This is a genomic window from Haloarcula sp. JP-Z28 (genome assembly GCF_011440255.1).
GTDB classification, from domain to species: Archaea; Halobacteriota; Halobacteria; order Halobacteriales; family Haloarculaceae; genus Haloarcula; species Haloarcula marismortui.
In genome coordinates this window covers 62,772-85,106 of record NZ_JAAOHT010000007.1, presented here as the reverse complement: position 1 = coordinate 85,106, position 22,335 = coordinate 62,772, and the positions used below count along the sequence as shown (strand labels likewise).

Sequence of the window (22,335 nt, the reverse complement as noted above, 5' to 3'; positions counted from 1 at the left end):
CCACGCACGAGCGCAGGTCTTCCTCGCACTGTGTCTTCGCCTGGTCGTCGCAATCACCAATTACGAACGCGGAGACAATCCGGGAAGCACGATCATCACGGTGTGAGAAGAGTTCTATGACACCCTCACTAGTAGGAAGTTGATAGCCGGTTACGTGGGCGTGATCTCGATTGTCTCGCTGTCTCGAATCCGAATGGTGTACCCACTGTATGTGAAACTGATCTGAATGTCGTCGGTGGACTGCCCTGCGACAAGTGTGTCGAGGGCATCCGGGTCGATTTGATTATACAGCGGCGGGAGACTAGTTTCCGTTACGGATTCTTTAGCTGCTATAGCGGTAACAATCGCTTCACTCGGTGATTCGTACTGGTTTGCCCAAAAGACCGTTTCTGTCTCGTTCCACTCCAAACTCATTGTTCTTTGTATGAACCACTCCCGTATCAGGATATACTCTATCAGACTAGCAAACTCAGATAACAGATGCTATCTATCTAGATGCTGTGCCGTTCTCTCTTCGCCAAACAACTCCTCAAGTAGTTTCCGGACAGCTACCCGAAGGTGGTGGCTGAACGTCGGCTGTGATATATCGAGTGTATCAGCGATTTCCTGACCGGTCTTGTCCCGGGGAGATTGATAGAATCCGCTATAAAAGGCTGCAAGCAGGACCTCAAACTGCCGAGGGGTTAGCTGTGCTGTCAGTTCTGAGTAGAATGACTCGCGGGTTTGGACACTACGTTCCCGCTTGTGACGGCTGACGAGTTCGATGTCCGGACATGAACGCCGTAACTCAGCAATGAGTTGGCGAATATCGACAGTCTGTGGAACCTCAATCTGAATCTTCAGCGTCTTCCCATCAGACTGGATCAATTGCGGGGCTCCTCCTTGTTCGGCGACTGTCAGTGCGAGTTGTGTACCCGAGACTGTCGCTTCGAACAAACTCGTATCTTCTGTGTCGGTTAGACACTCTATTCGCTCAATCCGAGGGAGGGTATCCAAGCACGCTTGTAGATCTTCTGAGGGAGCGTCAGTGCTGAAAAACACGATACAGCTGGCATCTCCCTGTGGGACGATCCCCTCGAATGATATCTCTGCATCGACGACGCCCGCGATCCGATGGAGGATATCATCGGATTCGGTTGCTTCCAGTTGAAGCTCGACAGCCCGATCCGCGACGAGCCCTTGCTTCGTCTCAATGCTGTTAATGGCGTATCCAACCGTCTCACTCACTTCCTCGAGTACTGACTGTGTCGGCAGATCGAAAACGTTCGGCGCTTTCGCGTACACAGTCAGGATCCCATATGAGAGCTGCTGATAGCTGAGTGGAATACTGACGACTGATTGGAACCCGCGTTCCAGTAGCCGCCGCTGCCACCCCTTCCCTCTGAGCCCGTCCGCGATGTTGTTGTTCAGCGTCTGCTCGTTCGTCCGGGCTGTCTGGACTGCTGGTGGAGGCGGTGTTTCATTCGAAGGTGTGCGGGATTCTTCCAGAAAGCCACGGTCGGTTCCTGCCCACGTCCGTGGCGTGACACGGTCAGTATCGGATTCGTATTCACCGATCCAGGCAAACGAACAGATGTCGGACGCGACTAACTGGTCACACACTGCCTGCTCTATCTCTGAGCGACTGTCTGCCCTGAGCACTCGCTCGTGAATTTTCTGACTCAACTCTGTCAACCGGTTCATCTGCTCAAGCTGCACCGTCTGTTGCTCCAGATCGCGTTGCCTATCTTCCAGTTCCGTCTCGTAGTTCAGCCTATCGAACGCTGTTCGAATAGTTGCCCCGAGGAGTTCGGTAATTCGACGAGTCTGGGTATCGAACTCGCCGCCGATTGTGTCGCCCGCTCGAAGTACCCCATGGTCACCCAGCGGGACAAAGACGGCTTTTCCATCAGTCGTCGTGCTCTCGCCCGATTCCGAGGCCGAGTTCTCGTCGCAGATTATAGTTTCCTCGGTAAAGAAGGCCGAACTTACGAAGCTATCACCGTCTGCTGGGATAGCCTGGTGTTCCTCGGTCTCCGTCGTCGAAAGCGGGCGAAAAGTGTTCGTCTCGCTGTCGAACGCGTACAGCACAACCTCAGGGAGACCGATGATATCACGGGTCCGCGAGACGACAATTTGCGCGGCTTCCTCCTCTGAAGTCACGCCCAAGAGGTCTGTTGCGGTTTCGTACAGCTGTGTAAAGCCCATCTCAGCCCGCTGTGTCTGTAATTCGTTTCCGATCCACTTGCTCAGCAGGTCCACGAGCGTTACGTCCCAGTCCGAAAACCCGGTCCCGCTCGTCCCGGACCCGTAGAAACAGAGCGTCCCATAGATACTCCCACCCACAGTGAGTGGCGTGCCGAGATACCGATCGACTTCGTCATCCCACATGTGGTCTCGACTATCGTCGCCGCAGTCGGCAGCAACGTCAGTCATCACGACCGTCTCCCCGTCTTTGATAGCTTTCGCGCAGGGGGTTTCCGACAACGGAATCGTTCCGCCTGAAAAAATCGTTTCCTCTGGTGTCTGGAGCACCTCGAAATCGTATTCCATTCCATTTATATGAGAAAGTGTTGCGTACTCGGTTCCAAGCACGCTGCGGCCGACTTGCATGAGGTCCGCTATCTGTTCTTGTAGCGCCCCGTCCCGTGCTGTGAACACTTCGGTAATCGTCCGCAGGACTTCCTCCCGCATTTCGAGTTCGGCACGTGTTGCAGTTGAATGGAGCCCATCGGCGACAATCTCAGCAAGCTCTGTCAGTACTGTCTGCTCCGCCTCGTCAAACGCGAAGGGTGTGTCTGCGTATATCGAAATTACGCTCTGTACTGATCCTGTGTACTGGATCGGGAGAACGATCATCGACCGGAACCCGTACTCCGATGCAAGTTCCTGCCATGGCTGGACAGACGAACCAGTCCTGATATCAGACGCCACCTGCTGTTCGCCGGTTTCGATTGCGTGGCCGAACGGTCCGTCATCGAACACTGAGCGGTCATAGCGAGAGAGCATCGCTTCGACGTATTCGAGTGCGTCGCCACCGCCAGCGGTGGGAACGACGTCGCCTGACTCGTTTTTTTCACCGATCCAGGCAAACTGGTAGGCATCCGAACTGGTCAGGATATCACAGACAGCCGCTTTGATCTCGTCGGCTGTTGACGCCCTCAGCACCTGGCGGTTTATTTCTCGGAACAGGGAATTGATCCGCGACAACCGCGCTGTTTCCCGTCGGAATCGGTACGATTCGACTGCGTTCTCGATTCTGTTTGTGAGTACTGCGTACTGTTCTGGCCCACCACCTTTGACGAAATAGTCGGTGACGCCGGCCGAAACCGCTTCGCTGGCGAGTTTCTCGCTCCCTTGGCCTGTCAACAGGATGAACGGGAGGTCTCCGTTAGACCGTCGTACCGTCTCTACGAATTCAATCCCGTCAGCTTCGGGCATCTCGTAGTCACTGACGATACAGTCGATCGACTCGGAATCGAAGTAGCTGAGGGCATCATCGACGCTTGCGGCCTCAATTACCTCGATACGGTCGTTCTCGTGTTCCAGCAGTTCTGCCGTGGTTTGCCGGAACTCCCCATAGTCATCAACTAACAGCACCTTGATTTTCGGGGCTTCCGTCCCACTATCCGTTGGTGCCGGTCCAGTTTCACCGGCCAACTTCCGCATACTACACTACTTACGCGACAGCCCGTATAAACGTTTGACTTGGTTGCAACGCAGCCATTGTTCTGCCTCTGCTAGTCACTGTCTCCCTTGAGAAACTCGGTCCAACCCGAATCAGTAGGTAGTTCATACTCTTACAAGCATACAAACACTACGCTCTCCGAACCAATGATTCCTGACCCGAGTTATTAGAAATCTATATATTCTAATAGTTTTGTACCTTGAATATCTTCTCGTCGATATGCTATCGTACAGATATCAAATGTGGTAAGAAACGGTCTGTATTGGGATTGAATCAAACCTGGATTTAGCTCTGTAAATATCGACTACATAATAATATGAGAGAAATACCAGATAAGAATGATAACGCATTTACTAGCATATGTGTAATAATAATTCCATTTGCGAATAATTCTCCTCCCCCACTCATATTCGTCTATGACCAAAGTACACACTAAGGGTGTGTAGACTATCGAAGTTAGGGCTCACGTACACTGTGCGTACACCAGGCGTCAAAAACTATTACTGAACAGGCCGAAACGACTGAACAATGGCTGTTGACTCCGGTTGCAAAGTAGATGCGGTTATCGATAAGTACGGGCTGGCGTCAGCGGACCCCGTCTACGAGTCCCTTGACGATGGCCTGCTCGCACGCTGGACAGGCGCTGATGACCGGACCGAAATGGGGTATCGGTCGTTGACAGCGTGGTTCAACAAACGACTCCTCAAACAGGTGTATACTGAACACGGTCGTGAAGCCCTTGATACCCGTATAGACAGCGACTACGAGACGTTATGTGGCGATGACGACTTACAACGGGACGAACTCATCGAGCGACTGCAAGCTACAGGCATCCCTGGTGCGTCGCTCCATGATGATATGGTGTCGTGGGGGACGATGCGAACACATCTCAACGACTGTCTGGACGGTGAAAAAGAGCCACAGAAGGCGACAACTAACTGGGAGCGCGAGAGCGTGGCAACGGCCAAGACGGTTGTCGAACAGAAGGCCGAAACGGCACTGTCATCGCTCGCGAAGAAAGGCGACATCGACGGCGGTGACACCGCGGAGATTGAGGCCCAGATACAACTTGGATGTCCAGACTGTCCGACCCGCGTTCCGTTCGCTGTCGCACTTGAGCGTGGGTACGTCTGTAAGCAACACCGGAGCGCGAATCTGTCAGCACACAACTCATGACTTGGAACATCGACATCGAACGAATCGCAGGTATACTTGATGGGTCGGCAACGATAGCGCCGGGAGTAAACGTCGTCCGTGGTTCGAACTGGCAGGGGAAATCGAGCTTCATCGAAGCAATCAAAACGGCCCTTGGCACCTCCACAGAATTGACCGAAGGGGCAGAAAGCGGGACAGTACATCTAGAAACACCGACAGGCGTCTATGACGTGGCGCTCACCCGTGAGAACGGTACCGTCGCCCGACGCGGTGAGCCATACCTCAGCGACGAGTACGACGTGACACGCGCTGAACTGTTCGCGTGTCTGGACGAGCGCAACGAAGTCCGCCGTGCCGTCCGGGCAGGAGAAAATCTTGAGGACGTGCTGTTGCGGCCGCTCGACTTCCAGAATATCGACGCACAGATCGAGACGTTACAGCGAGAGCGCGAACAGATCGAAACAGAACTTACGCAGGCACGCGAGGCGAAAAAGCGGATTCCCAGTGTTCAAGAGAAAGTGACACGGCTAGAAAACGAAATTGAAGATTTGCAGGCCAAACGTGAGACGATCGACAGTGAGGCAGGAAGCGACGACAGTTCGGAGTCGGTCCGCCGTCAGCTCAGCCAAGCACGAACTGAACAGAATCAGGCGCAAAACCGCGTCGAACGACTTGAGCAGAGTATCGAGCGGACGGAACAGCGTCTTTCGGAGCGCCAAGATGATCTTGATGCTCTCGAAATCCCGGAGTACAATGACGTTGCAGACAAACTTTCGGAGGCGAGGGAGTCCCTCTCACAAGTAGAGCGAGACGCCGAGGTACTCCAGTCCGTCTACTCCGCCACCGAAATGGTACTCAGTGAAGACCGACTGGACCTGCTTACCGAGGTGGAGCGTGATATCGACGAGGACACCGTTGCCTGTTGGACATGCGGCAGCGAGACAACACGAGCGGACCTGGCTGACCGGCTGGACGCTCTTGGGAGCGAACTCACGGCGCTTCGCGCCCAGAAGGAGACCTACCGAGATACTGTCGAGGAACTGGAAACACAGCGCGAGGAAATCAGCCAGGCTCGCCAGCGAAAAGCCGATTTAGAAGAAGACATCGCTGAGTTGAAGACGACGCTGGCCGACCGGAAACAAAGCCTCGATGCAGCCAGAAGCAGGCTCGAAAAGGCCCAAGGGGACGTGGAGCGGCTTTCCGATCACGTTGATGCGGCCGTGGCGGAACTTTCGGATGTCGAAAGTGAGATCAAGTACCGCGAGGCCGAACTCGAAGACACCGCCGACGAACTGGCGCAACTCGAAACGAGAGCGGCCCGCGTCGACACGCTCGAAACCGACCTCGAATCCCTTCGTGACGACCTCGCGGAACTCCGGGGCCGAAAAGACCGACTCAAGCGTGAGGCACGGGAAGCGTTCGATACGGCGATGCAGGACATCCTTTCCCGATTTGGGACGGGGTTCGAAACGGCTCGACTCACCGCTGACTTCGATATTGTGGTCGCTCGCGACGGTCAGGAAGCGAGCTTAGATGCCCTCAGCGAGGGGGAACTCGAACTTATTGGCTTTGTGGCAGCGCTGGCCGGCCGCCAGTCGTTTGATGTTGGCGACGCTGTCCCGCTCTTGCTCGTTGACGGCCTTGGCGGTCTTGACGATGACAATCTGCACACCCTTATTGAGTACCTACAGCAAGGAACGGAGTATCTGGTGTTCACTGCGTACCCGGAATACACTGCGTTTGACGGACGCGAGATCGACCCGACCCGGTGGACTGTTGCGAACGAAAAACAGGCTTCGGCTGACTAGTCTCGCTTAAGTCGGAGTGTCCGCACCACCGACGCTGATGCCTTGCTTGACTGCATACCCTGTTGTTCAAGAACGGAATACACTCTCTAAGAGTATTTTCAATTTTAGGATAATTATACAAAAATACTATTAGTGGTAGGGTTGTTCAACAATCAGATGGCGACCATTCGGGTAAAAGATTGGACGAAAAATAAATTGAGGCAAATACGGAACGCGGAGTCACACTCGTCGTACGATTCGGTCATCAAAACACTGCTAAAAGACCGCAAACTCGCAAAGTACACCGACGACGCCTCCAATACAGCGACAAGCGAGTCCGGACAGCCACAGGACGCCGACATCGACAAGGCGTTCGACGATCTGACTGTGCTGGCGGAACTAACCGGGAGCCACGACGACGTGTTATTCCTGTGGTGTCCGAACTGCGGGAACGAACTCGTCCATCTCACGGTTGAGCAACCGCTTGGCCTCTCCGTGTTTGAGATGGAGTGTCAGCGATGTCTTACCCATCTCGACAGTCACGCCATCGTCGCTATTGAACTGCGGTATCCTATCGAACAGAAGATGATTGAGGGACAGCTTCAGACGGACCTCAAATCCTGCGTGATAGACTACTGGGACCGGACACTGGAGGCGGTGGCTGACGGGACGCTCGAAGCAGACACCTCCGCCGCCAGTCTCGTGTGGCAGTCCGACCAGTACTACAAGCAGTTTACCTGGGACTGGCCGACTGACGTTCCGGCTGTCAGCGTTGTCCCCGGCGTCACGTATCGCAATACCGTGACTGACGAGCGAATCGAAGCCGTCGAAGCTGTCACCGAGAACCGGAACGCGATGGATTCGTACAAAGTCAGACGGTACACTGTAGACGGCGATGTCCTCTCGGATCGGATAGACAGTAGCACGATTGTCGACTGGGTTGTCAACCGTGAACTGGTCGTCACTGAGCAGTCCGTGGAAACGACCAAACCGGCGACGTAAGGGACCTTGGTGCCGCGTACTTTATTTTATCGCTGGTGTATGTGGCGTTCCTCTCAAAACGCCCCGTGGTTTGCTGGATGCTGATCTGAGTGGCTGGGTACATTTTCGCCTCGAAGTACCCCTCCTTCGCAGTCCTAAATCTAAAGATTGGACAATATTCTGAATATTATAGTCTGTACGGTCGGCAATTAGTGCGAAAAATATCTTGTCTTGGTTATTGGGCCGCTTATAATATGTAATAACCTGAGGTAATATATAAGGTGTATCGAGGCTACTGAAGACACTCATGACGTTTGTCGACAACAGTTATACGACATCAGTGACCTCTTTTCTAGCATGATTAGGCTGGTTGGATGCATGCGTTTCACTAGTTGCATCTCCGTGCATATCCAGAATTGCAAGCGAGGGAGTGACCTGTGAGCAAAGCGACGCACCCTCACACGCTCAAACTCCCGCGTGAGGAACACGGATTGGCGACCTCGAAGGCAGCGACCAGACGGATACAGGGAATCCTTCCGGTGTTTCTGGAGAACAAGATCACGGAGGCGGAGGCCAATGGGCTGGTCGTGCCGCTTGATGGCAGCATCGAATCGACGGTTGCGGCGGCGCTAGCTGTCGACGGTATCGGGGCCGACTACGTGACCGGACTGGTGATGCCGGTACAGCTAAGCGATGAAGGGCCTGCCCGGACGGCTGAAACCGTCGCGACGCTGCTGGATATCGACTGCCATCGGCTCAACCTGCAGCCGGTACTGACGGCGTTCCAGCGGGTCGTCGGTGAAACCGGTGAGCCGACCGACGACCTCGTGGCGATGCAAAACGCCGGCGAACGCTTCCGGATGGCGTGTAAGTACTACGTCGCAAACACCAGAAACGAACTCGTCGTTGGGACGGTCTCCCGGACTGACCGACTGCTGGGTTCCGTTGCGAAACACGGCGAGAACGGCGTGGACCTGTCGCTGTTTGGCGACCTCTATCGAACTGAGATCGAGGCCCTTGCTGATGCGCTCGCGGTTCCATCGAACCTACTCGACCAGTCTTCACGTTTAATGGAGCACACTGGTGCAACTGATGCGGCGGAGCTGGGCATCGACCAGCGAGACCTCGACAGCATCCTCCACTTCGCGATTGATAGGGGCTGCTCCGCGTCGACAGTGGCCGACAAAGTCGGTGTTGGCGAATCTGTCGTCGAGCGAACGATTCAGTGGTGTGCCAGTACGCGCCACAAGCGACACACGCCACCAAAGCCCTCGATGGATAACTGATACTCTCGGCTGTCTGTCTGTGGCGTCTTTCGCCACCCAGGGGTCGCAAATCTCTCACAATATGGACGGCCAACAGTATGAGCCACACCGTGGTCTTTCTGTGAGCAAAGCAGTTAACAGCTATACTCCGCGATTCTCACATCCATGCAGGCCGACCCCAAGGAGATAATCGATATCGGCGACAGGCTACTGTCGGAGTATCCTGAACTGTTTACTGAGCAGTACGAGACAAACACTCGTCTCGTTCAGCGACTTGCCAGCGTGGATTCGTTTCGTACACAAACCCGACTCACCAGATACATCACCCGCAAAAAACGGACACGGAACGGCTCGCAAAGCTGAGGTCACTACGAAGCACACGCGCCACACGGAGCGCCACACGTCTGTGGCCGGATTGTCTGCACTCGGCGGCCATCCCGATATGAGGACCTTCTTTATGTAGAGACCGTCTTGCAGGACGTATGTTACTCACTGGGACTGTCGTTGCGGATTCTGAGACCGTCCTGCAGGACGGAGCGGTCGTCGTTTCCGGGGACCGTATCGAGGCCGTGGGTTCCCGGGCCGAACTCGAATCGCAGTACGCTGACCACGAACACCAGTCATACGACGTGCTGTTGCCGGGGCTCGTCGGTGGCCACATCCATTCCGTACAGAGTCTCGGCCGCGGCATCGCCGACGATACGGAACTACTCGATTGGCTGTTCGACTACATTCTGCCGATGGAAGCCTCCCTCACGGCCGAGGAGATGGAAGTCGCGGCGAAACTGGGCTATCTGGAGATGATCGAAAGCGGGACCACGACCTGCATTGACCACCTGTCGGTCGCTCACGCGGACCGCGCCTTTGAAGCGGCGGGTGAGATCGGCATCCGCGGCGTGCTCGGGAAGGTGCTGATGGACCAGCGCTCGCCCGACGGCCTGCTAGAGGACACACAGGCCGCACTGGACGAATCTGAGCGACTGATTCAGCAGTATCACGGTGCCTATAACGACCGGATCCGGTACGCTGTCACACCCCGTTTTGCCGTCTCGTGTAGCGAGGCCTGTCTCCGTGGGGTGCGCGAACTCGTGGACAAATACGACGGTGTCCGCATCCACACCCACGCCAGTGAGAACCAGAGCGAAATCGAGACGGTGAAAGAAGACACTGGGATGCGAAACATCCACTGGCTTGACGAGGTGGGACTCACCGGGGAGGACGTTGTTCTTGCGCACTGTGTCTGGACCGACGAGAGCGAGCGCGAAGTCCTCGCAGAGACGGGGACTCACGTCACGCACTGCCCGTCCTCGAATATGAAACTCGCAAGTGGTATCGCACCGATCTGGGACTACCGTGACCGCGGTATCAACGTCGCAATCGGCAACGACGGACCGCCCTGTAACAACACCCTCGACGCCTTTACCGAGATGCGACAGGCAAGCCTCCTGCAGAAGGTTGACCAGCTAGACCCGACGGTGACACCGGCAGCCGAAATCTTCGAGATGGCGACGCGAAACGGTGCGAAAGCCGCCGGCTTCGAGGAACTCGGTGCAATCCGGGAGGGATGGCGCGCTGACATTGTCGGCCTCGATACGGACCTCACGCGGGCAACGCCGCTGCACGACGTACTCTCCCATCTGGTGTTTGCGGCCCACGGCGACGATGTCCGCTTCACGATGGTCGACGGGAACGTCCTCATGGAACAGGGTAAGGTAACCACTATCGACGCCGACGCCGTCCGCTCTCAGGCCTCGACGATGGGCCTTGAGATGGACCTCGAAGACGCACGCAAGTCCGCACAGGAACAGAAGCCCTGACGCGGGCCTGTTGGCTCTCGTCCGAATGTCAGCCGAGCCGTGTCCGCAACTGAGACCCGAGCCAGTCGCTCGTGACGACCAGCGCAAACACGGCAAGGATGGCGGTCGAGAGTTTTCCGTACTGCAACCGCTGAATGGTGATGACAAGATAGTATCCGACGCCGCCCGCACCCACGAACCCGAGGATGGCGGCCGACCGGATGGTACACTCCCAGCGGTACAGCGTGTACGAGGCGATTGTGGGCGTCACCTGCGGGACCATCCCGTGACAGACCGCCTGCAGGCGTGTTGCGCCACTTCCGGCAACTGCCTCGTTCGTCATCGGGTCCGTGTCTTCAAGGAAATCGGCGTACAGTTTTCCCAGGACACCGGCGTTGTGAACTGCAAGCGCGAGCACACCCGCAAACGGGCCGAGGCCGATAGCGGTAACGAACAGGAACCCCCAGACGATGCCGGGGACGGAGCGCAGAAAGCTGAGCACGGTTCGGCTGGCGTGATAGAGACCGCGTCCGACGGCGATACGGCCGGCTGAAGCGTTTCTGTATAGCGGGCCACGATGGGTGACGGTGGCGGCACTGGTCAGACCGAGTGGGACGGCGAGCGCGACAGCGAGTGTGGTTCCGACAACGCTGATAGCCAGGGTTTCGACGATAGCCCACAGCAGGCCGTCCCGAAGGCTTCGTCCCAGCAGGTATTCACGGCCAGTCTCCGGTGGGAAGCCCTCGGCAATGAACGCGCCCATCTGCTCACGAGCACCGGCGGCGAACAGGGCCATCGGATCCACTTCGGCGATCCACGCCGCGGCCGCCAGGATGACACAGCCGCCGAGGAGTGTCGTGAGCTGGCGTTTCGAGAGTCCGGTCGCAGCGTGCTGGGCGGCATCTGGACCGCTATATTTTTCAGACATACCACGGAACCGGGATATCGCTCTCTTTCTCCGTTCCCGTTCGTTCGGCGTCGGTACCCGGCGTGGATGCTCCCGCCGCAAAGAGGGCATCCAGTTGGTCGTCGGCCACCGCCCGTGCGGGCGTATCAAACCTGACTCGGCCATCCGCCATGCCGACAATCCGGTCGAAGTGCTCCAGTGCCAGGTCGACCTCGTGAAGGACGGTGACCAGCAGTTCCCCGTCGAGGGCGGCGTCGAGAACGTCGATAACGTTCCGACGGGAGCTGGGGTCGAGGTTCGCTGTCGGTTCGTCGGCCAACACGACCTCGGCATCCTGCATGAGGGCCCGTGCGAAGGCGACCCGCTGGCGTTCGCCGGCACTCAACGATTTCACGGGGACATCAGCACGGCCAACTAGCCCGACAGCATCGAGTCGTTCGAGGGCTGGCTCTGGATGCTGGGGCAGCAGTGGCTCGATGAAGCCACGGAGCCAGGACAGGGCTCCGAGGCGTCCAGTGAGGACGTTCGACAGTGCTGTCCGCCGGTCCACGAGCGTCTCCCCCTGATACGCAAGCGTCGCGGTCGAACCCGTACTGCTGCTCCCGTTGAACCGCACTGTTCCAACATCGGGCTGCAACGCGCCGGCTGCCAGCCTGAGAAGCGTGGTTTTGCCGGCTCCCGACGGGCCGATGACGGCGACCCGTTCACCGGCTTCCAGTTTGAGCGAGACATCCCGTACCGCAACTTTCCCGCCGAATCGCTTGGTGACACTATCGAAAACGAGCCCCTGGCCTGACTGTTTGCCCTCTGGCCGCGCTGTGTACTTGCTCCTCACCCGTCGCCTCCCCGTTCGATGCCAGCCATCTCGACGGCCGTTTCCAGCGAGGTGAACGCGTCGTGGCTCACCCCGACGTACTGGTCGACAGCCTGCTGGTCGAGAATGTCCGTTCGCCCTTTCGAATCGAGGGTCGTGAACGCCGTCTGCACAGCGTCCGCTGTCGTTGCCTCTAGCGACGGGGCAACGGCCCACGGGTAATCAGGGAAACCGGGGGTTCGCCAGAGCTCTTGTACCCCCTCAACAGCGTCCTCTGCGAGTAGTCTATCGTAGATGCGGGCGTTCAGCGCTCCGACGACACCGCTCGTCCGGCCGACTGTCGCTGCTGTTGCGTCGTGGGCACCGACGTGTGTAACCTGTGCGAACGCGTCGGTGTGTAGGCTGTACTCTGTCCGAAGGTGGTACGTCGGCATCACGGTTCCACTGGTCGAGAGCGGGTCGCCAAACACCAGTTCGGTCTCGCTTGCAGTCTCGACTACGTCTGCCATTCCTGTCAGGTCACTATCTGACGGGGCGATGAACACGGAGTGCCACTCTGTCTGTCCATTCCGTGACCCGACGGCGACTGGCTTTGCGCCTGCTCGATGATGCGCCAGAATGTACGATACACCGCCGTAATAGGCAATATCGACCTGGCCCGCGACCATCGCCTGTACCATCCCGGCATAGTCAGCCGCTGTGCGTAGCTCGGTCTCGACGTCAAGTTCGGTCGCCAGATACGCCGCGAGTTCGGTGTTCTGTTCGATGGCGGTATCCGGGTCCACGTCGGGCACGATACCGACCGTCAGCGTCGGCGTTGCTGTCCCTCCGAGACAGCCTGACAGTGAGAGCGCTGCCGCTGTTCCCAGGAATTCACGCCTCGTGGGTCGCATTACGCTGTGATGCGAGTCGCCGGGCTTGAAAGTTGTGTGCGCCACATCCCGGCTGTGTGGCCCACGACAGCAGTGCGCGTCTGTCGGCCTCAGTCGTTCGTTGCGATGGCTTCGATTTCGACGCCGACACCCTTTGGCAGATTTGCGACCTCAACTGCGCTCCGGGCCGGCGGCGCTTCGTCGAAGAAGCCGGCATACGTGTCGTTCATGTCCTCAAAGTCGTCGATATCATCAAGATAGACGGTCACCTTCAATACGTCACTCATCTCCAGCCCCTCAGATGCCAGCACCGCTTCGACGTTCGATAGCGCCTGTTCCGCCTGTGTCGCTATCGGTTTGTCGTCCAGCAGGTCGCCGTCGGGCGTCATCGGAATCTGGCCCGCGGTGAACACGAGCGAACCGTTTGTCGTTGCCTGACTGTACGCCCCGACTGCATCGGGTGCATCGGCCGTGCTGATAGTCCGTTTCATCAGCCGAGTGTTCCACCATCAGTGTCTTAAATTTACAGGCTGTCGCGGCGGTCGGTGAACTCGGTGAGGTCAGCATTGGTGTCGATATCCCAGTGGACGCCGGGGTCCGAAACCTCGATGAACGCTGTCTTCTCGGTGGTCTCGATGATATCTCGACCGCCGCGGTCGCCGGAGACAGAGGCGAGCGCATCGAAATGGCAGTTGTCGAAAAGCACCGGATTACCCCGTCTCCCCTCGTGCTCGGGAACAACAACGGTTGCCGTTCCTGTACGGTACGCTTCGAGAAGCTCCTCGATGGTTTCGACGCGTACAAACGGCATATCGCCCAGCAAGAACAGGGCGGCGTCCCAGCCGGCCGAACGGGCAAACTCGACTCCATGTCGAACCGACGCACTCTGGCCGGTCGCGTACTCGTCGTTATGCTGAACCGAGAGTGAGAGGCCATCCAGCGCAGCAGCGACGGCCACTTTTTCGTGGCCGAGGACGGCGACAGCGTCCGACAGCGATGACTTGCAGGCGGTTTCGGTCACCTGTCGGACGACTGCTTTCCCATCGATAGTCGCCAGCAGTTTGTTACCCGACTCGTATCGAGAACTCCGCCCAGCAGCGAGGATGACACCGCCGACTCTGGTCCGATGTTGACCGCTCATAATACCCCTCGTCTCGCAACACTACCGGCTGTGCCCTCGCAGTCAGTCATCGCTGCTTCTCCTCTTGCACATCCGATCTTGAGACCACTTCACAGATATCCGACGCGAACGATGTGATGACGCCCCGAGAACACCGCTCTGTCTGTGAAAGCGCGTGGGTGAGCACGTCAGTAGCGATACGCCGCTGTGGTTCGGTATCCGCTTTGTTGACCAGCGGTATCACAGACGCTCTGGCTGGCGCATTTCGGAGGCCACCGTCGGGATGTGTGAGCACTGTCCCAACAGTCGTCGCAGTAATCGTGTCGCCCACACGAAGGCCGGTGATATCCGCGACCCGCTCCGGTCGATGGACCACGTCCGTCGTCAGCGCTTCACCGACGGCGGCGACCGAGGCGACCGGGACGACGTGGGTCGCTGTACTCGGGACGACTGGCTCTCCGTCGCTAGGCGCTTTGAACTCCCGCTTGCGTGCCCCGTCAGCCTTGACGAGAACCCAGTCGAAGAGTCCGGCATCGGATAGCTGCTCCATCACACTCGCCTCGAATCCGCGAACCTTCCGGTTGACTCGCGCCGGATCGGCTACCTCCTCGCGAGCGACAGCAATCGGCGGGTCGCGCGTCTCGAGGTCGGTGCGCCACCCGTCCGGGTCGGTGAGCGTCAGAGGCAGGTCGGGCGGGGGCGGCATCGCTGTCGTCGTCGTGTAGCCCACGTCGTATCCCTCGTCAGTTCCCTCGGTCGTCAGTTGTCCCATCGCGGATTTCTTTCCGCCGGCCCCGACAAAGGCGACAGCGGCGCTGGAACCCAGGCCCAGCGCAGCAGCCAGATCCATACGCTCGCTCCGCGCAAGACACACAAATAGCTTACCGGCGCAACCACGTGTGGCGGCGATAGCGTTTTTATGATTTAATGGCACACGTACCGGTATGGCCCGCGTAGACGTTCGTGGTGAAATCTGCCCCCGGCCGGCGCTCATTGTCCGGCAGGCGCTTTCGGACCTCGATACCGGCGAGACGCTCGTCGTTCGAGGTGATTACCCGCCGGCCGAAGAGAACCTCCGGCGGATGTGTACGACCCACGGCATCGACGTGACGACCGCGGAGACCGCTGGCGAGTCCGACGAGTTCGAACTGGAACTTCGGGTGACCGAGATGGCGTCGCTATCGGAGGCCTGAGTGTGGGACCCGACGCGGCGACTGACGATGACGACGAGACGACGCGCCTGACGGAGTACACGGAACTCCACGGCTGTTCCTGCAAAGTTGGCCAGAGCGACCTCGATTCGCTGCTCGCCGATGCCGGCCTCACCGGTGAGAGCGACGCGTTGCTGTTCGGCATTGGCGAGGACGCCGCTGCGCGGAAACTTACCGACGACCTCGCGCTGGTCTCGACGGTGGATTTCTTCACACCTATCGTCGACGACCCGTACGACTTCGGCCGTATCGCTGCCTGCAACGCCGCTAGCGATGCCTTCGCTACGGGTGCGGTCGAGAATGTCGACTGCTTGGTCGTCCTCGGACTCCCACGAGCACTAACCGAGAGCGCAGCGCCAATTCTCGCCGGCATGGCTGACGCACTGGACGCGATGGATGGCGTCATCGCCGGCGGTCACACCATTATGAGTCCGTGGCCCTTCGCCGGCGGGGCCATCTCGGCAACGGGGCGTCCCGACGCCCTCCTCACCTCGCAGGGAGCCAGTCCCGGCGACCGGCTCTACCTGACCAAACCGCTCGGGACACAGCCAGCTATGGGGGCGACCCGCGTGACTGACGAGCAGTTCGTCGAGACGGTCACCGACGCCACTGACCGGCCGCTCGACACCATTGCTTCGGAGGCTATTGCGTGGATGACCACACCGAACCGGGACGCAACAGTCGCGTGCCGCGAATACGCAACAGCCGCCACCGACATTACCGGCTTCGGCCTCGTCGGGCAGAGCCGCGTGGTGGCCGCCCGCTCGAACGTCGGTATCGAACTGACACATCTCCCGGTCATCACGGGAACGCCTGCCCTCTCGACGCTTTTCGGATACGGGCTGACTGCGGGCGAGAGCGCGGAGACCAGCGGAGGACTGTTCGTCTCCGTCCCGCCGACTGCGACTGACGCCGTCGAAACGGCGTTCGACGACGCCGGCGTGTTCTACCGTGCTGTCGGACGTGTTACGGCCGGACGCGGTGTCTCACTTTCGGACCCGACTATCGAAGAAGTCAGCCGCTAACGTCGATTAAGAGCCTTCTACCGCAACCGGAGCACTGCCTCTAGCACGCCACCGCCGAGACACAGTGCTTTGTCGGAGATTTTCGTTGGGTCGACAGACTCGCCACGAGGGTCGACATCGCCGAGTTTGGTGCCCTCGCTGACACCGAGGCCGCCGTGAACTAGGCCGCGAACCAGTCCATCTATCTCGGTTTCGACCGGCCGGTCGCCGACGGTGCCGACCACGTCGCCGGCTGTGACACTATCGCCGATGGCGACCGTGGGGGTCCACTCACCGTCTGTCGGGGCGCGAAGCACCCGTTCGTGGGTGTAGCCGCGCCGTTCGCCGGGCTCGCCATCGTACTCACTCGCTGTCCCCTCGTAGAACACGCGGCCAAGTTCGTGCCCGCGGTCGGTCTCGACGACCGCGTCCACGTCCTCGCCGGCCTCGAAACCGGGCCCCATCCCGACCACCACGTCGGCGACTTCCCGGCACGTACCGGTGTCGAACGCCCCTTTCGCCATAATCGCGTCGACGAGGACCGCCGCGTTGAGGTCGTCAGCGACAGTCGCCTCGGGGTCGACGAGTACCGGCACGACATCGTCGGCGAGCAGTTCGAGTGCCTCGTCGATGTCCGCTGCTGCACGGCCAGTGACTCCTTCGACTTCCACCTCGTCTTCGTACAGCGCCGCGCCGAAGGCGACCGCCCGCCGGACGACTGTCGGTTGGTCGACTTCGGTGACGATGACCGGAAAGCCGGCCTGCTGAAGCCGATAGACGACGCCGCTGCCGAGGTCGCCGCCACCGCGGACGACGACGAGGTCGTCGAGATTCAGGCGCGTCGCCCGCGCACCGGTGGCGTCGTGGCGGTCCATGGTGACCTCGGCGAGAATCGAGAGCGCGACGGCGGCCGGCCCGCTCCCGCCGAGGTCGAGTCCCACCGGTGTCTGGACCCGGCTGAGGTCCCGACGGGCGTACCCGGACTCGGCGAGCGAATCGAGCACGTGGTCGGCCTTTGTCTCGCTTGCGACGAGGCCAACGTAGCCAGCCTCGCCGTCCAGCGCTGCGGCGACGGCAGCCTGATCGAACGTCCCGCTCCGCGTCGCGACGGCCACGGCTGTCTCTGTCCCCATCGGCAGGTCACCGAGCGCCTCTCCGTATTCGCCGTGAATCACGTCCGTCTCGTCGGGGAACTGCGTCGGGTCGGCGTACGCCTCGCGGTCGTCGACCACGGTGACGGCGTAGCCCAGTCGCTCCGCCAGTGGGGCCAGTTCGACGCTGATGTGGCCGCCGCCGGCGATGTAGAGCTGTGCCTGTCCGCGAACATGGTCGATGAACACGTCCATCTCGCCGCCACAGACCATGCCCGTGTTGCCGCCGCGTTCGAGTTCGTACGTCCGGACACCAGGGTCGTCGGCTCCCGAAAGCACTGACCGGGCGTCCTGTACGGCAAGATGCTCGACCGTGCCGCCACCGATGGTTCCGTACTCTTCGTCAGCGGTGACGATCATCTTGTCCCCCACGTTCCGCGGTGCGCTGCCGTCCTTGCGGACGATAGTCAGGAGCGCCGCTGGCTTTCCTTGCGCTGCCAGTTCATCAAGCTGTTCGAACAGGCTCATACGAAGCTCTTGACCTCCTGTTCGACCAGGCGTTCGACTACGGCGTCGTAGGATATCCGGTCGATGTCCGGCGGCAGCGAGACACCACGCACGGCCACGTCTCTTGCGACCGCTGAAACTGGTGCGTCGATATCCGGTGTGAGGTAGACGCCGTCCTGAATCAGGACGACGTGCGCCTCGGGGTCCCCGGCGGCAGTACGCAGTCCGATTTCTGCCATCGGCTTGTCGATGAGATATAGCATTGTCAGAAGTCCAGTGTCCGGTCGGCGTCACGGATTCGGGCGGTGACGCGGTCGTCCGACCAGACGGCCACGTCGTCGGCGATTTCGCTCTCGTCGACACCGCGCTCGGCCATTGCCGCGCCGTCCGCGACCATCTGTCCGTCCTGTTCCGCTAGGTCGACGACGTGCCCGCTCATGTTGAGCGCCTCGCGGTCGACAGCATCTCGAGCGCCGTACACGCCGTCCTGCGTGAATATCACAGTCACGTCGTGCATATCGAAGCCAGCCGCGACGCCACGGGCGGCGCGCAGCCCCTCCGGGACGTGGACTCGGCCGTACGGTGCACGGGTGAGCAATACCACGACCTCTCGTTTCATAGCGAAACCACCCGGTCGGCCTCGCCGATGATGTCTGCAAAGTCCGGAAGCAGCCCGAGTTCAACGCCCTCGGGGTAGTCGGCGGGTGCGTCGATTCCGCGTGCGTCGACACAGAGCCCACAGCAGATGACTTCCGCCCCGTCCGCGATAAGCTCCTGAAACTTCTCGGTCGGCATTTCGTCGTACAGTCCGCTGTCCGAACAGCCGGGTAGGGTCTGGTCCGCGACGGGGACGAGCGCGCCGTCGAGGTAGTGGAAGTAGCTCACCTCGTGGCCCTGATCCAGCGCCGCTCGCCCCAGCTCGTAGGCGGTGCGCCACCGCTCGCTGTCGAAGGGACCCCCTGTCAGCAGAAAGCCGATGTACGCCATACTGTCGGAATTTCGGTGAACCGGTCTTAATAGTTTGCCTGACACACGAGCACGGTCTCTGGGTGTGGCACTTTTCAGCAAAATACCGACCGTTCGGTAACTTATTTTCCGGCACCGGACTGGTCGTCCAGTGCCGCCATTAGGTCCTCCGCAGTGAACGGCAACTCGGTCAGCCGAACGCCGACGGCGTCGCGGATGGCGTTTGAGAGCGCCGGCGGCACGCCGTTCGTCGGGAGTTCCGCGATAGACTTTGCGCCGAATGGACCGGTCGGTTCGTGTGTTTCGACCAGAATCGTCTCCATCTCAGGGTGGTCCGTCGTTCGCGGCATCCCGTACTGGCGGAAGCCGAGCACGTCTGGATTCCCGTCCTCATCGAAGGTCAGGTCGCCGCTCGTGGCGTATTCGAGGCTCATGTGCTCGCCGCCCTCTATCTGGCCTTCGACCAGCGCGGGATTTATTGCGACGCCACAGTCGGCCGCAAACACTAGCTTGTTGAGTTCGTACTCGCCAGTTTCCGTATCGACAGTCACATCGACGAACTGCGCACCGTAGGGCGGCGGGCTCTCGTCAGTCGAATGGTTCCCGTCCCCGAGGATGTGTTCGCGCTCGTCATCGCCGTATGTCGCTTCATAGCCGATTTCTTCCAGCGACACGCGCTTCCCGGTCCGCTCGCTGTATACGCCGCCGTCGCCGGTGTCGAGCACGTCCGGCGGCTCCTCGAGCAGCTTCGACCCCCACTCCAGCAACCGCTCTTTGGCGTCCTCGGCGGCGTTCTTTACCGCGCGGCCGCTGATGTATGTCGTTGAAGAGGCGTACGCGCCATAGTCGAACGGCGTCAGGTCGGTATCGGCGGCGATGACGACGACATCCTCGGGGGTGCAACCCAGCACCTCGGCGGCAATCTGGGAGAACATCGTGTCCGCGCCGGTCCCGGTGTCGACGCCGCCGACCTGCAGGTGGAAGCTCCCGTCCTCGTTCATCTGTACCTGCGCTGCGCCGAGTTCCTTCCCCGCGACACCGCTCCCTTGGGCGATGAGTGCCATTCCGACGCCGCGGTGCAGATGATCTTCGTCCGGTTGTTCGAGGTCGTCGTAGTCGATAGCCGCCTTCCCGCGTTCGACACACTCGCGGAGGCCACACGAGCGAATCGTCCGGGTGAAGCGGTCACCGTCTTTCAGAATTGCGACGCTCCGGTCGAGGTCGCCCTCCCGGACCGCGTTCTGCAGGCGGAACTCGATGGGGTCGAAGTCGAGGCGACGGGCTACCTCGTCCATGTGCCCTTCGACGGCGAAATGCCCCTGCGGCGCGCCGTAGCCCCGCATGGCTGCCCCCATGGGGAGGTTCGTGTGTACTACATCCCCTGAAAAGCGGACGTTCGAGACCCGGGGATAGAGTGGCAGCGGCTTCGTTCCGACGTTGTTCGCGACGGTCATGCCGTGGGTGCCGTAGGCTCCCGAGTTCGACAGCGTGTAGAGGTCCATCGCCTCGATGTCGCCGTCGTCAGTCACTGCGGTCTGCATCTGCATCTGCATCGGATGCCGAAAGCGAAGCGCGGTGAACTCCTCCTGACGACTCATTTCCAGTTTGACTGGCCGGTCGGCCGCCAGATGCAATGCGAACGTTATCGGCTCGATTGCCATCTCCTGTTTTGACCCGAATCCAGCGCCGATACGCGGTTTCTTCACCCGCACGTCACGGATGGGCACGTTGAAGAGGTGCGCTATCTGGCGACGGGTGTGAAAGGGAACCTGCGTTGCCGTAATGAACACGTGCCGATTGTCCTCGTCGGTGTAGGCAATGGTCGTATGCGGCTCGGGAACGCAGTGAGACTGATACGGCGTCTCCCACTCCGTCTGGATGACGTGTCGCTCCTCGTCGCCACTCGCCCGTTCGAACGCCGCCTCCACGTCACCGAGTTCGCCCTCGAAGTGTGATTCGAGGTTTTGGCTGTAGTCCGCGCCTGACTGCTTGTTCTCCACGTCGTCGGCCTCGAACAGTTGCGGGGCGTCTTCATCCAATGCCTCCTCGGGGTCGAACACGGAATCCAGTTCCCGGTATTCGACTTCGACTTTCCGGGCGGCTCGGTCTGCTGTCTCCGGGTCATCGGCTGCGACAGCAGCGACCGGGTCGCCGACGAAACGGACGTGCTCGCGCAACACTTTCAGGTCCCACGGGCTCGGCTCGGGGTATGACTGGCCCGAACTGGAGTACAGCTTGTCCGGGACCACGTCGTCGAACGGCGTGATGACGGCGTCGACCCCGTCCATCGCCTCGGCGGCGCTCGTGTCGACCGACTCGACGTAGCCGTGGGCGATGTCGCTGCGAACGACCTTGCCGTGGGCGAGGTCGGGGAACCGGTCGCGGTAGTCCGCCGTGTAGCGGGCTTGCCCGGTGACGATTTTCCGTGCGTCGTCTTTCTCCTCGTCCACGGTAATGGCGTCGCGCTCCGATTCGGGCTTCCGGTCGGGTTCGCGTGCCGCCCCCGTCTCTGACTCCCTGTCGGCTTCGGCTGGGTCCGATTCCGTCCTCTCTGTCCCTTCGGGTTGCTTGCTCGTCTCCCGTACCCGGTCTGAATCGCTCACTGATCGCCCTCCATGCAATCGCAGTCGCCGAGTGCACACTCGGTCACCGTGGCGGCCCCGCCGTCGCCATCCATTGCCTGCCCACCATCGGCGGCGACGGCTGTGTCGCTGTCCATCCGCTCGGCGGCGTCTAGCACCGCTTCGACGATTTTCTTGTAGCCAGTACACCGACAGAGGTTGTCCGACAGGGCTTCCCGGATCTCCTGTTCGGTCGGGTTCGGGTTCGTCTCCAGCAGCGCCGTCGAGCGCATGATCATCCCCGGGATACAGAAGCCACACTGTAGCGCAGTATTGTCGACGAATGCCTGTTGCACCGGATGCAGGTCGTCCTGTTCGCCCAGGCCTTCGATTGTCTCGACGGATGTGCCCCGCACTTTCGTCACCGGCTCGACGCAGGATTTCACCGGTTCGCCGTCGACGTGGACCGTACAGAAGCCGCACGCGCCGGTGTCACACCCCCGTTTCGATCCGGTGTACCCGTTCCGCCGAAGGACATCGAGAAGCGAATCGGACTTCGATGCTTCGACAGTCCGTTCCACACCGTTAATTTCTAGTTCGATTTCCATATGACTCATCAGCTCGCTGGCTA

The 22,335-nt window shown here is 59.8% G+C and carries 22 protein-coding genes and 1 pseudogene; 9 read left to right on the top strand and 14 right to left on the bottom strand.

The genetic code is table 11. From position 1 onward, the window contains the following. Positions 1–106, top strand: a pseudogene (locus G9463_RS05340) (IS5/IS1182 family transposase); the annotation flags it as partial. A 44-nt stretch (positions 107–150) separates the two neighbouring features. On the opposite strand, the gene G9463_RS05335 reads toward G9463_RS05340, so the two are convergent. Both G9463_RS05335 and G9463_RS05330 read right to left on the bottom strand, forming a co-directional pair. Then, positions 151–414 (bottom strand): HalOD1 output domain-containing protein, encoded by a 264-nt coding sequence (locus tag G9463_RS05335; RefSeq protein WP_004965521.1) that lies wholly within the window; start codon positions 412–414, stop codon positions 151–153. 69 nt (positions 415–483) lie between these two features. Then, a complete protein-coding gene (locus tag G9463_RS05330; protein WP_165896179.1) occupies positions 484–3,648 on the bottom strand; it encodes a GAF domain-containing protein in 3,165 nt (1,054 codons plus the stop codon). 547 nt (positions 3,649–4,195) lie between these two features. Here G9463_RS05330 and rdfA point away from each other — a divergent pair. The 6 genes from rdfA to G9463_RS05300 all read left to right on the top strand — a co-directional run bounded on the left by rdfA (position 4,196) and on the right by G9463_RS05300 (position 10,672). After that, positions 4,196–4,843: a rod-determining factor RdfA gene (gene rdfA, locus G9463_RS05325; protein WP_007190641.1), complete on the top strand. Its 648-nt coding sequence runs from the start codon at positions 4,196–4,198 to the stop codon at positions 4,841–4,843. Further along, entirely contained in the window at positions 4,840–6,630 is a 1,791-nt protein-coding gene (locus G9463_RS05320) for an archaea-specific SMC-related protein (RefSeq protein ID WP_165896178.1), read from the top strand. Before rdfA ends, G9463_RS05320 begins: the two co-directional genes overlap by 4 nt. 156 nt (positions 6,631–6,786) lie before the next feature. Next, positions 6,787–7,611: a hypothetical protein gene (locus tag G9463_RS05315; RefSeq protein ID WP_165896177.1), complete on the top strand. Its 825-nt coding sequence runs from the start codon at positions 6,787–6,789 to the stop codon at positions 7,609–7,611. A 416-nt stretch (positions 7,612–8,027) separates the two neighbouring features. Continuing rightward, the gene (nadE, locus tag G9463_RS05310) at positions 8,028–8,876 is read left to right on the top strand and encodes an NAD(+) synthase (RefSeq protein WP_370457894.1); all 849 of its coding nucleotides are present in this window, start codon (positions 8,028–8,030) and stop codon (positions 8,874–8,876) included. Between the two features lie 144 nt (positions 8,877–9,020). Then, on the top strand, positions 9,021–9,218 hold the full coding sequence (locus G9463_RS24470; protein WP_004965512.1) for a 30S ribosomal protein S17e: 198 nt from the start codon (positions 9,021–9,023) through the stop codon (positions 9,216–9,218). A gap of 119 nt (positions 9,219–9,337) precedes the next feature. Further along, positions 9,338–10,672 carry a 5'-deoxyadenosine deaminase gene (locus tag G9463_RS05300; RefSeq protein ID WP_165896176.1) on the top strand — a complete coding sequence of 445 codons (1,335 nt, stop codon included), beginning with the start codon at positions 9,338–9,340 and terminating at the stop codon, positions 10,670–10,672. A 28-nt stretch (positions 10,673–10,700) separates the two neighbouring features. Here the strand turns inward: G9463_RS05300 and phnE are convergent, their stop codons facing one another. The 6 genes from phnE to yqeC form a co-directional block, all read right to left on the bottom strand. Further along, complete coding sequence (gene phnE / locus G9463_RS05295; RefSeq protein WP_165896175.1) at positions 10,701–11,579, bottom strand: phosphonate ABC transporter, permease protein PhnE; 879 nt, start codon at positions 11,577–11,579, stop codon at positions 10,701–10,703. Next, complete coding sequence (locus G9463_RS05290; protein ID WP_165896174.1) at positions 11,572–12,393, bottom strand: ATP-binding cassette domain-containing protein; 822 nt, start codon at positions 12,391–12,393, stop codon at positions 11,572–11,574. The genes phnE and G9463_RS05290 overlap by 8 nt, the downstream gene beginning before the upstream one ends. Further along, complete coding sequence (gene phnD, locus G9463_RS05285) at positions 12,390–13,265, bottom strand: phosphate/phosphite/phosphonate ABC transporter substrate-binding protein (protein ID WP_165896173.1); 876 nt, start codon at positions 13,263–13,265, stop codon at positions 12,390–12,392. The genes G9463_RS05290 and phnD overlap by 4 nt, the downstream gene beginning before the upstream one ends. 89 nt (positions 13,266–13,354) lie before the next feature. After that, positions 13,355–13,735 (bottom strand): Rid family detoxifying hydrolase, encoded by a 381-nt coding sequence (locus G9463_RS05280; RefSeq protein WP_004965502.1) that lies wholly within the window; start codon positions 13,733–13,735, stop codon positions 13,355–13,357. Positions 13,736–13,767: 32 nt separating this feature from the next. Then, positions 13,768–14,385 (bottom strand): nucleotidyltransferase family protein, encoded by a 618-nt coding sequence (locus tag G9463_RS05275; RefSeq protein WP_165896172.1) that lies wholly within the window; start codon positions 14,383–14,385, stop codon positions 13,768–13,770. A gap of 46 nt (positions 14,386–14,431) precedes the next feature. Then, entirely contained in the window at positions 14,432–15,214 is a 783-nt protein-coding gene (yqeC, locus tag G9463_RS05270; RefSeq protein ID WP_165896171.1) for a selenium cofactor biosynthesis protein YqeC, read from the bottom strand. Between the two features lie 94 nt (positions 15,215–15,308). Here yqeC and G9463_RS05265 point away from each other — a divergent pair, with 94 nt between their 5' ends. Beyond that, complete coding sequence (locus tag G9463_RS05265; RefSeq protein WP_011222658.1) at positions 15,309–15,557, top strand: sulfurtransferase TusA family protein; 249 nt, start codon at positions 15,309–15,311, stop codon at positions 15,555–15,557. A gap of 2 nt (positions 15,558–15,559) precedes the next feature. Continuing rightward, on the top strand, positions 15,560–16,600 hold the full coding sequence (selD, locus tag G9463_RS05260) for a selenide, water dikinase SelD (protein WP_004965496.1): 1,041 nt from the start codon (positions 15,560–15,562) through the stop codon (positions 16,598–16,600). A 17-nt stretch (positions 16,601–16,617) separates the two neighbouring features. Here the strand turns inward: selD and yqeB are convergent, their stop codons facing one another. From yqeB to G9463_RS05230, 6 genes are all read right to left on the bottom strand, one after another. Next, positions 16,618–18,198 (bottom strand): selenium-dependent molybdenum cofactor biosynthesis protein YqeB, encoded by a 1,581-nt coding sequence (gene yqeB / locus G9463_RS05255; RefSeq protein ID WP_165896170.1) that lies wholly within the window; start codon positions 18,196–18,198, stop codon positions 16,618–16,620. Continuing rightward, positions 18,195–18,440: a hypothetical protein gene (locus G9463_RS05250; RefSeq protein ID WP_004965490.1), complete on the bottom strand. Its 246-nt coding sequence runs from the start codon at positions 18,438–18,440 to the stop codon at positions 18,195–18,197. Before G9463_RS05250 ends, yqeB begins: the two co-directional genes overlap by 4 nt. Before the next feature lie 2 nt (positions 18,441–18,442). Next, positions 18,443–18,796 (bottom strand): DsrE family protein, encoded by a 354-nt coding sequence (locus G9463_RS05245; RefSeq protein WP_004965489.1) that lies wholly within the window; start codon positions 18,794–18,796, stop codon positions 18,443–18,445. Further along, positions 18,793–19,164 carry a DsrE/DsrF/TusD sulfur relay family protein gene (locus tag G9463_RS05240; RefSeq protein WP_165896169.1) on the bottom strand — a complete coding sequence of 124 codons (372 nt, stop codon included), beginning with the start codon at positions 19,162–19,164 and terminating at the stop codon, positions 18,793–18,795. Before G9463_RS05240 ends, G9463_RS05245 begins: the two co-directional genes overlap by 4 nt. A 101-nt stretch (positions 19,165–19,265) precedes the next feature. Beyond that, positions 19,266–21,746, bottom strand: coding sequence for a molybdopterin cofactor-binding domain-containing protein (locus G9463_RS05235; RefSeq protein WP_165896168.1), 2,481 nt, complete (start codon positions 21,744–21,746; stop codon positions 19,266–19,268). Beyond that, positions 21,743–22,312, bottom strand: a complete 570-nt coding sequence (locus G9463_RS05230; RefSeq protein WP_165896167.1) for a (2Fe-2S)-binding protein — start codon at positions 22,310–22,312, stop codon at positions 21,743–21,745. The genes G9463_RS05235 and G9463_RS05230 overlap by 4 nt, the downstream gene beginning before the upstream one ends. Positions 22,313–22,335 lie beyond the last annotated feature (23 nt).